This window comes from Planctobacterium marinum, assembly GCF_020687805.1.
Taxonomy (GTDB): domain Bacteria; phylum Pseudomonadota; class Gammaproteobacteria; order Enterobacterales; family Alteromonadaceae; genus Planctobacterium; species Planctobacterium marinum.
On the sequence record NZ_JAJEWQ010000004.1, the window covers coordinates 405,755 to 419,519 of the forward strand.

Annotated in this window: 10 protein-coding genes; 8 read left to right on the forward strand and 2 right to left on the reverse strand. The window is 45.6% G+C overall.

Features of this window, described 5'->3' with window-relative positions; all coding sequences use genetic code 11:
• Positions 1 to 2: 2 nt before the first annotated feature.
• Complete coding sequence (locus LJ740_RS15295) at positions 3 to 290, reverse strand: hypothetical protein (protein WP_229529979.1); 288 nt, start codon at positions 288 to 290, stop codon at positions 3 to 5.
• A gap of 184 nt (positions 291 to 474) precedes the next feature.
• Between LJ740_RS15295 and norR the strand changes: the two genes are divergently transcribed.
• From norR to LJ740_RS15315, 4 genes are all read left to right on the forward strand, one after another.
• The gene (gene norR / locus LJ740_RS15300) at positions 475 to 2,055 is read left to right on the forward strand and encodes a nitric oxide reductase transcriptional regulator NorR (RefSeq protein WP_229529980.1); all 1,581 of its coding nucleotides are present in this window, start codon (positions 475 to 477) and stop codon (positions 2,053 to 2,055) included.
• 379 nt (positions 2,056 to 2,434) lie between these two features.
• The gene (gene trpS, locus LJ740_RS15305) at positions 2,435 to 3,457 is read left to right on the forward strand and encodes a tryptophan--tRNA ligase (protein ID WP_229529981.1); all 1,023 of its coding nucleotides are present in this window, start codon (positions 2,435 to 2,437) and stop codon (positions 3,455 to 3,457) included.
• Between the two features lie 270 nt (positions 3,458 to 3,727).
• The gene (locus tag LJ740_RS15310; RefSeq protein WP_229529982.1) at positions 3,728 to 4,504 is read left to right on the forward strand and encodes a PRC-barrel domain containing protein; all 777 of its coding nucleotides are present in this window, start codon (positions 3,728 to 3,730) and stop codon (positions 4,502 to 4,504) included.
• A 212-nt stretch (positions 4,505 to 4,716) separates the two neighbouring features.
• Positions 4,717 to 5,109 carry a VOC family protein gene (locus tag LJ740_RS15315; RefSeq protein ID WP_229529983.1) on the forward strand — a complete coding sequence of 131 codons (393 nt, stop codon included), beginning with the start codon at positions 4,717 to 4,719 and terminating at the stop codon, positions 5,107 to 5,109.
• A gap of 122 nt (positions 5,110 to 5,231) precedes the next feature.
• On the opposite strand, the gene LJ740_RS15320 is transcribed toward LJ740_RS15315, so the two are convergent.
• Positions 5,232 to 6,647: a diguanylate cyclase gene (locus tag LJ740_RS15320; protein WP_229529984.1), complete on the reverse strand. Its 1,416-nt coding sequence runs from the start codon at positions 6,645 to 6,647 to the stop codon at positions 5,232 to 5,234.
• A 197-nt stretch (positions 6,648 to 6,844) separates the two neighbouring features.
• On the opposite strand from LJ740_RS15320, the gene LJ740_RS15325 reads away from it, so the two are divergent.
• The 4 genes from LJ740_RS15325 to LJ740_RS15340 all read left to right on the forward strand — a co-directional run bounded on the left by LJ740_RS15325 (position 6,845) and on the right by LJ740_RS15340 (position 13,757).
• Positions 6,845 to 8,227: a sensor domain-containing diguanylate cyclase gene (locus LJ740_RS15325; RefSeq protein ID WP_229529985.1), complete on the forward strand. Its 1,383-nt coding sequence runs from the start codon at positions 6,845 to 6,847 to the stop codon at positions 8,225 to 8,227.
• Positions 8,228 to 8,870: 643 nt separating this feature from the next.
• Complete coding sequence (locus LJ740_RS15330; protein ID WP_229529986.1) at positions 8,871 to 9,923, forward strand: helix-turn-helix domain-containing protein; 1,053 nt, start codon at positions 8,871 to 8,873, stop codon at positions 9,921 to 9,923.
• Positions 9,924 to 10,035: 112 nt separating this feature from the next.
• Positions 10,036 to 12,009, forward strand: a complete 1,974-nt coding sequence (locus LJ740_RS15335) for a hypothetical protein (RefSeq protein WP_229529987.1) — start codon at positions 10,036 to 10,038, stop codon at positions 12,007 to 12,009.
• Positions 12,010 to 12,137: 128 nt separating this feature from the next.
• On the forward strand, positions 12,138 to 13,757 hold the full coding sequence (locus LJ740_RS15340) for a HEAT repeat domain-containing protein (protein WP_229529988.1): 1,620 nt from the start codon (positions 12,138 to 12,140) through the stop codon (positions 13,755 to 13,757).
• The last annotated feature ends 8 nt before the right edge of the window (positions 13,758 to 13,765 follow it).

Genomic DNA, 13,765 nt, shown 5'->3' on the forward strand with positions numbered 1-13,765 from the left:
AGCTACACCACCTTGCCGAGATGCTTGCGTCCGATACAGCGCAATACATACCCTATTTTAAATAACCCGGGTAAGATCATAGAGGCTATATGAGCCGCAATTTCAACTTGCATTGGTATCAGGTGGTTAAACTGATATCCGAGTAATATCGCCGCAATAAATGCCACCAGAGAAGCGATCATGAGTCCATTACCGATACGCAAACAAAGCCTGAAGTTTTTCAATGGGTCTTGTTGCTCAGTTGTGGCAATGGGCACAGTGGTAATCGGGTTTGCGAGTGAGGTTGCCATAGGTGTAAATCCTCTTGTATGCAGTAATAACTGGTTTTGCTATACCAATTCTTGTGCCACATTTAAAAGGGTATAAAAAACAAATAGATAGCGTGTCAGGCTGTTTTCAATTTGCTTAAAAAAGGTCATTTAGACCTGAGTATGAATAGGTTATAATGACCTGAAAGGGTCAAATGGATTCAGTATGGAACTTACTTCAGAAACGCTGTTAGACTTTGCTACAGCACAGGTCGCCGGATTAACCAATCACGATCGTTTTGAGCAATTATTGGACACTCTGGCGGGATTAATTGTTTGTGACGCCATTGTGCTACTGGCAATACAAGGTGAAACCCTAAAACCTCTGGCGCAGAAAGGGCTAACTCATGACACGCTGGGGCGGCGCTTTAGTATTGCAGCTCACCCCAGGTTCACCGCGATTGTGGAGTCTCAATGTCCGGTTCGCTTTGCAGCTGATAGTCCGTTGCCTGATCCCTATGATGGCTTGTTAACCGGCCACAAAGGCAATTTGCCTATCCATGCCTGTATGGGTATCCCGCTGTTTTTTGCCAAATCTCTGATTGGGGTGCTCACCTTTGATAGTTTAACGCCATCGGCTTTTGATGATTTGCCCGAAAACAAGCTACAAATCATCTCAGCGATTGCCGCTTCAACCTTAAAAATCGCCCTGATGCTGGATGAACTGGAATTCAGAAATGCTCGCTCTCATTTGCTGGTGGCTGAACTCAATCATGAGAGCCTGGCCCGCGAAGGGCATGAAATAATCGGTGAAAGTCCGGTTATGAAAAAGCTGAAAAAAGAAATCAGTCTGGTGGCTGCTTCACCCTTTAGTGTTCTTATCCTCGGCGAAACCGGGGTGGGTAAAGAGTTGATCGCTAAGCATCTGCACCTGCAATCCTCCCGGGCGAACGAACCATTGGTGTATGTCAATTGCGCGGCGCTACCTGAGAACCTGATTGAAAGTGAACTGTTTGGCCATGTGAAAGGGGCATTTACCGGTGCGGACAAAGACAGAGCCGGTAAATTTCTGTTGGCTGATGGCGGAACCCTGTTTCTGGATGAAATTGGAGAGATGCCGCTAAGCGCACAAAGCAAACTATTGAGAGCATTGCAATCTAATGAGATTCAACCCGTGGGACAGGATACTATTCAGCATGTGAATGTGCGGGTACTGGCGGCCACCAACCGGGATTTAGCCTCAGAGGTGGGTGAGGGGCGCTTTCGTGCTGATTTGTACCATCGTCTTAGTGTTTACCCTATTCAGGTGCCGCCGCTCAGACAGCGCATCGATGATATTGCGCTGCTCGCCGGGTTTTTTGTGGAACAGTCTCGTCGTAAATTGGGTCTGAAGCAGCTAAATTTGGGCAGCCGTTGTATCGCCTATCTCAATCAGTATCAATGGCCGGGTAATGTCAGGGAACTGGAACATGTTATCTCGCGGGCCGCTTTAAAGGCCGCTTATGATCAGCACAATCTGCCGTTTGTGACCATCAACCCCGAACATTGTGGCGATTTAAGCAGTCATAAAATAGCTGATGCCCCCGAAGTTGCCTCTTCATCAGAAACAACACCGGACGCTGCGCAGCTGCCAATGGACATTAAGGTGCAAACCGACCTGTTTCAACGCAATCTTATCAGGCAAACCTTGTTGCAATGCGACGGGAACTGGGCGGCCACTGCCAGACAGCTAAACACGGATCGTTCAAATCTGGTGCGTATGGCAAAACGACTGGGCATTGAGGTACAGAAGCAAATTGTGAGTTGAGCGACACCGGACATCATCGCGGGGGCAGGCCAGCAATAACGTGAAAATCTGAAACGGTTGTGTGTTACCCGGAATTGCCAATCCTGAAACGAAAATTGCCTGGATAAATTAGTGCCCTGACTACTTCCTGTAAGCCTTGTTCTGTTTCGCATTTAAAATGTAACTGCTATAAATTAACCCCGAGTCGATTGAATTTCGAAATAATTCTGGCAATATTGGTTAAATGAAATACATTTTAATGCCTTTATCATTATTTTCCTGGTGGCGCTCTAATTAGAGCGGCGCTGAATTTTTACATTCTTAAGCTGCTGGAAGGTAGCTGAGACTGTAATTTCTTTTGTATCTCCAGTAGTGATCTGTTCTAACCTGGAGATCCCCCATGAACACAAAGCAAGCTACTGCAAAATCAGAAATTATTTTAACTGGCGACAGAGCCACCGGGCCATTGCATTTAGGCCATTATGTCGGTTCTTTAAAACAGCGTGTTGCATTGCAGGCTATTCATGAGCAAACGATTCTTGTGGCCGATATGCAAGGCCTTACTGATAATGCCCACAATCCGAAAAAAGTATCATCTAATATTCTCAATGTGGTGGCTGACTATCTGGCTGTTGGTATAAATCCCTCTGAAACAACGATTTGTCTTCAATCACAACTCCCCGCGCTGGCTGAGTTGACTATGTATTACAGCAATCTTGTCACAATCAGTCGATTGGAGCGAAATCCAACGGTCAAAAGTGAGATACACAACAAAGGATTTGAACGCTCCATTCCGGCGGGCTTTTTAACCTATCCAGTATCTCAGGCGGCCGATATTACTGGCTTCAACGCCACATTGGTTCCTGTCGGGGATGACCAATTGCCAATGCTCGAACAGTCAAATGAAATAGTGAGAAAAATTAACGCGCTCGCCGGGCGCACTGTACTTAATGAATGTGCCCCTTTGTTAAGTAACGCCCCACGTTTGCCTGGTACGGATGGGAAAAATAAAATGTCGAAGTCGATGGGCAACGCCATTAATCTCGGGGCTACCGAAAAAGAAATCTCGGCAGCGGTAAAATCCATGTATACCGATCCTAATCACCTGCGAGTCGAAGATCCCGGCAAAATAGAAGGAAATGTCGTGTTTACCTATCTCGATGCTTTTCACCCAGATGAAGGTTATATCAGCCAACTAAAAGCACACTATCAGCGTGGAGGTCTGGGCGATGGTACCACGAAGAAAATACTGGAAGCCTGTTTGCAGGACATCCTTCGACCCATAAGAGCGAGAAGAGCGGAGTTTTTAAATGATAAGGCTCAACTGATTGACATTTTAGTGAAAGGTAGCCAGCGCTCCAGAGATAAAACCGAAAAAATCCTGTTTGATGTCAAAGACATCTTTGGCTTAAATATTTTCTGATTGGCGTGCTTTTTAGCCATCAGTTTAGGGAAGGCATCGCTGACTTTCCCTAGGCTGTTTTCTTTTCTTACAGGGGGCAACCTGACGACGCTGAAAACGGCTCAGGATTTGAGTTTTCACGTCTGTTGGCTATTATAATTTTAAGAAGCAACCAGTTGTACACAGGGCCTGGTGAGCTTTACTGCATGAACAGGCAACCCAGGTCAACCGGTCCCGGATACACCTCTTCGGGAGCATGTAGAAACGACCAATCGGGTCAGGAGGCAGGTTATGCTACTCAGTGTTAATTCGTTACGCCACTATGCTATTCAGGCTTCTGATGGTGCCATTGGCGAGTGCCATGATTTATTATTTGACGACAGGTTTTGGACCTGCCGCTTCTTAACCGTGGATACGCATCCCTGGTTGCCACTGAGTCACAAGGTACTGATCAGCCCCGTTTCGATAAACAATGTTGTTCAGGATGATGAAAAAATCCATGTGGATCTGACTAAAGAGCAGGTTAAATCTGCGCCCTCAACAGATACCAATGAGCCGGTATCCCGAGAATTCGAGCGAGAATATTTTAATTATTTTGGATTTGGTCATTACTGGGTAGGGCCGGGAGCCTGGGGAGAATATGCCTACCCCACTGATCTTGTCAAACCCCCATCAGCCAATGCCAGAAAGGCAGAACAGAAGCGGGCGAAATATGACAATGCCAATCATCTGCGTTCGGTCAAAGAGATACAGCATTACCTCATTTGTGGTACTGATGATGCCGAATGCCATGTGCATGACTTTGTTCTGAACACTGACAATTGGTCGATTGCCTATTTAGTGTTGGATACCCGGGATTGGTTTCCCGGCGGGCGCAAGGTCTTCATGCTACCTGAACAAATAGAAGAAATCAGTTGGGCGGACCAGGCACTCAAAACCAGTCTCAGTGACGGCAATATTAAAAACTTGCCCGAATACCATGGCGACTCTCTCAATGATACTGACTACCTTCAGGAAGTCGCCAACACTTTGAAATCTGTGCGGTCAGAGAAGTCAGAACGGCTTTAAAGGGGACACTCTGTCAGCCAGAAAAACAGCGGCGCTTTGCAGATTAGCTAGGGCAACTCAGCGTCGACAATATAGTGTCGGCTATACCGCGGCGGCAATGTTGTGAGGGGCCGATTGCTCGAGCTGCAAATTCAAATGACTACTGACACTTTCTGTCACAGCACCAGGAGTATGATGAACCCGAATTCATCATCATCTGAAAGGAGAAATTTATGATTGGTTATGTGACATTAGGTACAGCGGATCTACAGAAATCTGGCGCATATTACGATGCATTGCTGGCAACCATCGGTGCTGCGCGTTTTATGGAGGAAGACAACTATTTTATTGCCTGGTCAAAGGGCGAAAATGAACCGGCAATATCAGTAACACTGCCGTTTAACAAAGAAGCGGCAACTGCAGGCAATGGCACTATGGTGGCGGTGGTACTTGAGTCGCCGGAACAGGTCGATGCGTTTTATCACAAGGCATTAGAACTGGGAGGCAGTTGTGAAGGCAAACCTGGTTTCAGACCAGAAGATGCCAGCGCGGGCTTTTACGCCGGGTACTTTCGGGATCTGGATGGCAACAAACTCAACGCGTTTTGCATGGTGCCGGCGGCGTAACCGCGCTGTTTGAGCGTTAAAGGCGGAAGTGCTTGTGGCCGTATTGCAACGCACTTCCTGGTTTCCCCGTTACAGAACTGATCCGAAATAAGCTGTAAGCACGGCTTAATGCTGAAAACCCCTCAAACGGCCTTAATGCAGCATTTACCGGAAGATTTAGCCTGATACATGGCGTTGTCTGCCCTTTCTAACCAGTTGTCAATGGTATCGCTTTTCAACACTTCGCTTAAGCCGATACTACAACTCACGCTGACTCCCTGGCTAAAAATGGTGTCTTCCAGCTCCTTTTGTAATCGCTGAGCAAAATTCTCTGCTTCAGTTTTTAGTGCACCTGGACATAGTACAACGAATTCGTCGCCACCCCAGCGGCCAATGATGTCAGTTTCCCGGGCACACTTTTTCAATATATTGGCAAATTGTTCCAATACGGCATCGCCAATGTTATGCCCATAATGGTCATTCAGATGTTTAAAGTCATCAATATCAATAAATACCAAAGCACAATCGTTGATACCGCGTTTTTTGCGCTTGATATGCTCTTCGGCTTCAATGGTAATTTGTACCCGATTGAACAGATCGGTGAGCGGGTCATGAGTGGATAAATAGTGTAGTTTGTCGTTCTTTTTTTTCAGTGCCGATTGCAGGCTTTCCAGGGCGTTATTTTTTTGCTGAATTCTGTCCCGGTAGCGCACCACAATCGAATGACGTATCCCTAAAATAATCAGCAGCACAACAATGGGCAGAATGATTTTTGCCATCAACCAAAAGTCGACTTCGCGAATAATTTTAACATTGTTCCAGCGACGATAGATTTCATTGTGTTGCTGGGCAGTGATCTGCTTTATCGCGGCGTTGATGGCCGGTAAATGGACGGATTTACTTTTGCTGAGTCCCAGCCGTAATTCGTCGTCCAGGCCCATCCAGCCTGTGATCCTCAAATCGTGTAAACCATTGGTTTGAATGTGCTCCAAAATGGTGTGCATCGAGCCCACCATGACGTCAATATCCCCAGCGGCTAACAGTCTGATCCCGGCGAGTTCACTGGGGACTTCATAGATAGGCACATCGGGAAAGCGGGTGGTGATGTATTCATGCTGTCGATAGCCTTTAACAACACCAACTTTTTCGTTTTCTATCATGGCCAGGTTAGGGATGGGCGTGCCCTCGCTATGGGTAATGATGACGTTAGGCGCTTTGAATATGATGTCGCTGAAAGTCAGAAATTCCGAGCGATTGGGGGTAACGTTTAAAAACGGAGTCGCGTCGCATCGACCACTTTTGAGCAGTTGCAATGAGTCTAGCCAGGATGCGGTTTTAAGCAGTGAGAAGTTTATCCCTGAGTGTGCCGAAATCAGGTCCAGATAGTTTCTGGACATGCCTGTGTGGCGACCATCCCGCAAGCCTTCATAGGGTAACCAATCGGTATCGACACAATAAGTTAGATTGATGATGGGTTGCCTGGCATAACTGTTTACACTACCGGTAACCAGCGCTGTGAGTAATGATAAATAAATTATCTGAATGATTAATCTAACCAATGGCCATCCTGCCCAAATCTCCAATAATAGCGTTAGTATAGTACAAATAATGAACATTTAGACAAGTGGAATTCGATAAATAATCTAAAAAACAAGCACTTCGGTAAAAACACTAACCCAAACCCGGATAATACGCGTTTTCCCCTCTTGCTGATGCTGGTCTACACTGTATTAAGAATTGCTAAACATATTTACTGATGTCTGATATCGATGCCTTAAACTTAAAGAAGTTGTTAGAACATGCCCATATCGGCGTGGTCATTCATCGCTGGGATACGTCGATTGTATATGCGAATCCCACTGCGTTGCGATTGATGCGATTGAGCTATGAGCAGATGATAGGTATAGATGCTTATGACCCACAATGGAGCTTTTTGGACGAAGGCGGGCGAAAGTTGCTGGTTGAAGATTACCCGGTTAACAAAGTTAAAATGCGCGGTGATCGCCTGCAAAATGAAATTGTTGGTGTGGTAGACAGCAGTAGCGACCACATTAGCTGGTTTTTAGTTAACGCCTACCATGAAGGTGAGCCAGGAGAAGAAAGCGGTTTTATTGTGGTGACCTTCAACGATATTTCTGACACCAAGCAATTATTTTCCTTTCAGGATATTGTCGAAAATACCCAGGATATGGTGATTGTTACCGAAGCAGAAAATATTGAGTATCCCACCGGCCCCAAAATTGTTTATGTGAACAAGGCCTTCGAAAAACTGACCGGATACAGCCAGCGAGAGATACTGGGTGAAACCCCCAGACTATTACAGGGAGCGTTAACCGATCAGGATGCAAAAACCCGTATTCACGCTGCGCTTGAAAAACACCAACCAATCTATGAAACCCTACTGAATTACGATTCGGATGGGCGTCCTTACTGGGTTGAAATGAACATCATTCCGCTGAAAAATAAATATGGCGATATTACCCATTTTGCCGCTATTGAGCGGGACATCTCCAAACAAAAATTTCACCTGGAGCAACTGGAAAAACGCAATGAGGATCTGAAAGTACTGAAACGTGATTTGGAGAAATCCATTGAAAAACGCACTTCTGAATTGCAAATGGCGAAAGCCAGATTAGAAAAGTTAGCCTTTTATGATCCACTGACCAATGTTCCTAATCGTCGTTACTTCATTGATCACGTCAATCGCCTGGTGAAATCCAGTCAGCGCAGACACGAGGCGCTGGCTTTCGGCATGCTTGATATTGATGATTTTAAGTTGCTCAATGACAACTATGGCCATGATGTTGGTGACAAAGTGCTCATTGAACTGGCACAAGTATTACAGGCGTTATTTCGCGCTGATGATGCCTTCTGTCGTTACGGCGGAGAAGAATTCGCTTTTGTGTTAACGATTGGCAAAAACAGCGAACTTGACGGGTTTTCCAACCGGTTGATCAGTGCGATCCGTGACCTTGAAGTGGCAATCAATGAACAACAGAGCCTGAATATAACCGCCAGCATAGGGATGAAAGTGTGCGCTCATGATGCCGACATCGACTTCGAAAAAGAAATCAAAGACGCTGATATCGCTCTTTATGAATCAAAAAATACCGGTAAGGATAAAGTGACCATCAGCTGAAATGTGGTAGATCAGACCTAAGCCAATACTAAATGAATCTCACCACCTGATAACATCCAAACACGAATACATAAGCTTATACCAGCGGAAGTTATTCCGGAATTGTCCAGAAATGGCTTCCCTGCATCGTATGCTAATTTGCTGTAGACGCGAAAATGGAAGCATTGAATTGAGTCGGCCGTGCAACGCCCGATGTTTGTTTAGACGGAGTGACCGTGTGTGCCAGGGGCCAGGCTGAGCAATAGATGCTCATATCACTGAGTCCCCGGGAACTGTGTCTCATCGTTTTGGCAACGGCTAAGGTGAGTTTCGCTTACGCACCCGCTAGTTACTTAGATATCTGTGAAAATGATATTTATGGCTTCAGATATTATTTTACTGGCCAGTGTGGAGCAATTTATCTGTTCTATACATGAGTTATTATTTCCACGGAATTGATGGGTTTTTAGAAAATTATTATTGGTGTTAAACCGGTGTTGCTATTTATGTTTATCAATTGTAATTTTTAATATAGCGAAAATGTCATAGTGTTCTATATATATTGTGGAGAGTGTAAAAACACAATGTGTATTTACAAGGGACTGCAGGGAAGGCGAATTATAAGCAGTTTATTCTTTTGATTAAGCTGTCCGGGAAGTTGAGCATGAACAGAACAATACCAAAAACCATTTTTTCCACCAGCACCATCGATATTCAGGATAAAATACCGCTCTGGCAGGAGGCTATTTCCGCGCTATTTTCAATAGATTTGCCTCCCGAAGTGATGTTTTTCGACAGTGATACCAAGGTGGATAGCTATCTCATTGGTGGCTTAATGATGTCGAATTGCCACTCCTTCAGACAGTCTTTTAGTCGGGGAACCAAAGAGATAGTGCAAAGTGGCATGGATCACTTTTTGGTGCAATTGTACGTTCGCGGTACCAATCAAATTTTGCTCGATGATCGTTGTTTGAATGTCTACCCAGGGGATATTCAGGTACTGGATTTATTGCAGGTTCACAAAGCACAAATTGCCAGTGATGGTTGCAACGCCAGTTATCAGTTTGAAAACCTGAATCTGTTTATTCCCCGGTATCAACTTGAAGCCCTGATCCCCAATGCAGAGCAGTTACACAATCGGGTGTTCAGATCCGGTACTGCCATCAATGAAGTCATAAAAAGCTACATGCTGACCCTGTTTGGCAATGCCGCTGGCATGTCGACTGAAGAAGCGCAGGCAGTAACGCAGCCGACAATTGAGCTAATCGCATCACTGCTGGTGTGCAATCAGCACCTGAATGAAATGCATCGCCAGGGCGCAGATTCTGCAAAGGTGATTCAGGTGATTAAAGTGATAGACAAACATATTGATAGCCAGCTTACACCGGATTTTATTGCTGCTGCCGTTGGAGTGTCACGCACTTATTTGTATCGGCTCTGCGAATCCTGGGGTGGGGTTATGAATTTAGTGAAATGTCGACGTCTAAAACTGGCATTTAATTTATTAAAAAGTCGCCCTCAATCTCAGATTCAGGAAATTGCGTATTTATCGGGATTTTCCAGTAACCAACTATTTTCCAGAAGCTTTAAAGCGCATTTTGGTATTTTACCGACGGAAGTGAAAATGTCTGCCAATGATTCTAATGTGCCTCAAAACTTTGTGGTGCCTGATGAAAATACCCGTTTCGTTGACTGGATGAAATCGCTTTCAGCGTAAAAAAGGACAGAGAGACAATTATTAAGTACGTAGCTACAATTTACCCCGATTAGGCGTTGATATACTCAGGTTACTTGCATTGAACATGCGTATTTTCTGGAGCTAACCTGATATGTCGCTTAATCATTACTTATTTAAAACCTTACCTGTCGGTATGTTGCTTGTCTGCCTGAGTGGATGCGGTGGTTCCGATGATCCTGCCCCTGAGGTTGTTGAAGAAACACCGGAACCCATTTTATTACCGACTGTTGAAGAAAACGTCGTTATTACGGACCTGGATACAAATTCACTGGTTCAATATGCGGAGTTGGATACCCTGCAACTGGATTTTGCCTATGAAGTGCGAAGTCTGGATGAAGATGATATTGCTGAAAATGGTATCGACCTGAGTTTTCATCTGGTTAGCGAAACACCCATGGATGACGGTACCTATGACAGCCACTTTTTAGGTATGGCCTGGCTTGAAGCACCTGAGGTAGGTAGTAACATTGCCAGCGCCACATTTATTGTGCCCAATGTTCAAAAAGGTGGGGATTATCGTATCTACACCGTAGTGGATGCCTCGGAGTTAGAAACACAAAGAGACGAAACGCTCAACACCTCAGTGGAAGCTTACTTTGACGCGCTGTTGAGTTCAGATGCTCCTTACGAGCTGATAGCAATTGGCAATGCTGCCAACGATTTTGAAATTGTTTATGCCGAGATCAGCTCCGATGTAGTCGTGCTGGATAACGTCGCAAATGATGACTTAGCCGGTGAAAATCGCATTGACCTGTCCGGTTATATGGATGCCAGATATATGGGCAGCGATCTCAGCGCCGATCAGGCTGAGTTAACCATTGAGGTCATGATCAATGGTGTATACGAAGAAGTTCTGCACTGGGACGATGCGAATGATCAGTTTGTTTTAGGCAGTGATTCACCGTTATTGTTTGAGGTGGATTACGAGCACGGCGATTCTATTCAGGACAGCATCGATGAAAGCTTGCCTGAAGAGTCTTCTGAAGAAGAAGCCACCGAACACGTCGCTTTTCAGATAGCTTTCACTGATCAGCAATTAGCCACATTGACGGAATCGTATTTGCTGGAACAGGCCGACAACGATACTGAGTTGAGCCAGATCTCCCTGAGGCTCACCATCAATGATACCACGGGAGACAGTGATGAAGATCTCAGCAACAACATCAGATTATTGAGCGTCCCTTATTTTGTATTTACACCGGAGGCACAAACCGGTGACAGGTTCGCTGCCCGCGCCCAACAGGAATTATATCCTTCGTTAACGGGTTCATTCGGAGCCGGATATGGTGATCCCAAGAAAGTTAAAGCCGGTGTTGCTTTTGGCGGGGGAGTGAAGGGTAATTTTCCTGAAAAATCAGCATCTATCGAGGCAAGTGGCAAAATCAGCGTTACTATATTTGAAAATGACGTGGATATCACCAGCGCCCGGGCGGAATTAACCGGCTACCTGGAAAACGGTAAGGAGTCGGAGTTTTACCTTGGCGTCGATGTTTTGGGTTACAAGGTTTACGAGAATTTCGAGAAGAAAGAAGAAATCAGTATCTCCCTGCCAGCGTTGACGTTTCCCAAAGAGCAAATGCTGGCAGAAGCTAACTTTTGGATCAAGTTTATTCCTATTACTGTGGCGGCCGGTATTAGCGGCAGTTTCGGTTTTCAGTTGACTGAGATCAAATACAGCAACAACAGTAGCGAGCAACGACTGTCGTTTAAGAGCAATGTGGCGAAAGTAGATGTCGGCGCTATTGCCCGCGGTGGTCTGGGAGTCCCTAAGTTTAACGCAGGTGTCGCAGTGAACCTTAAAGCGATCGAAAACACCCTTAAGCTGGATGGCTATGCTGATATTTCCAAAATGCTGACTGATGAGCAAATCGGTTATGGTTTTAAATTACACGATCAGATTGACGTGATCCGTGGTCGAATTGGTGTTTACGCAGAGGGCCCCTGGCCTAAAATTACCCCCTGGTTTATCGACTTTACGGCTAAGTATTTTTGGATTTACGAAACGCCCGGAATTTATTCCACAGAGTTTGATATTCTGAACCACAGTGGCACCTTTTCGCTGTAATGAATAACCGAACCTTAATTATCCTGGGGCTGTTGGGGTTCGGACCTGCCTGCTTTGGTGGGTCCGGACCCAACACAGACTGCCGTACCAGTTATTCTTTCAGTACCCGGACGCACGCTGAAATTAACATGGGACAAGTCGTTAATAACCATCATCACCTTTCCGGTTATCTGTCCATTAAAGCACTAAATCGGGATGAATCGGGCCGTTGGTGGGGGCTACATTTTACCAATGTCCTGGAAAAAGCGGATGGGATGCCTCAGGTAGATCCGGTATTTGCTCGGCCATTCGCGGTATATCGCCAAAACGATGGATTACTCGGGCCATTTAAATTTTTTGAGCCTTTAACAGAGCAACAACAAAAGAAACTCAAAGGCCTGGCCTATACGCTACAGTTTAATCACGCTGACATTGCTGGCCCCTGGATACACAAGGAGCGCGACAATTCCGGTTTGTACGAAGTGAGTTATCAAAAGCAGGACAATGCCCTGTTAAAACAAAAAGCCCGCTATCTCACCGAGCAACCTGTCAAAAAGCAACCCAACCGGTTAGCCAGGTTAGACAAGATAAACATCCTGGAATCTACACAGACAATTCACCCATCAGCATGTTGGCTAAAACGTACCCTGGGAAAGGAAAAGCTGCAAATAGACGTTTTTAGCGGAGAATACACGGCGAAAACCGAACAGTATTTTAGCTTCGAGACTAACTCCAAATTAGCCAATACTGTATTGTGGCAAATGCCGGCTGATATTCATCACTGGGCAGAAAAAACCGAACAACCGGCTAATCTGACAGAAGCGGAACTCGCTGCAATGCGCGAAGTCTTACTGGCGACATTAGCTGAAATTGACCTTGAAGCTATAAGCGTTGATGAATTACTCAGTGTGCTGAAAAATTTTGACATTGTATTGCCAGTTTTACAGCAATTTTTTCGTGAAAATACCTTGAGTGAAGCGCAACAGATGACCTTGTTTCACGCGCTTGGACTGATGGACAGTCCTGGCAGCAATCTGTTGCTGGTGGCCTTGATGAATGAACAGGAGTTGCAATATGCGACGCGGTTCCGCGCTATTCAGGCATTAACTCAGGGAACCCGACCATTGACTAAAGCGCTGACAGAAAGCCTGCTAAACAGCATTGAGGAAAACAGTTTTCCGGACAGGCCCGATATGCGTGGTGCGTCGCTGATGGCATTTGGCGCGATGCTTAATCGCCGTGAAAACAATGAGTTTTCGCAGCTTCTGACAGTGGAGATGATGGACAGATTACTCTTGGCTGAGAACGAACGGGACAAAGCTTCTTATCTGGCAGCACTGGGTAATACTTATGACGAAAGTGTCACGGATACGGTAACCAATCATATCGCCGATAATTCCGCCTCTGTCAGGGCCAATGCAGCCTATGCCTTAGGTCAGATAGGGTCTGAAAAAGCTAAGCAGGCATTGAATTTTATGTTGCACCGGGAAACGGATGGCTTTGTACAGGGGGAAGTGCTGGGCGCGATTGCTCAGTTTGAGCTGGATGAAAAGGATCTTCAGGTGGTGTCTGAATTGGCGCAAAACAGCCAGCGGGATGGCACCCGTAAACGCGCGATAGAAGCGCTGTCAAAACAGAAAAAGCATCAGCAACTGGTTAGCCAGAAACTGAATCAGATTTTAAAAACCGAACGCAATCGTGAGAATTTTGAACAGGCTGCCAGGGCATTGGCACAATTTTCCGATGAAAAAGTCGGGACAGAAAACTAGAGCGTGTT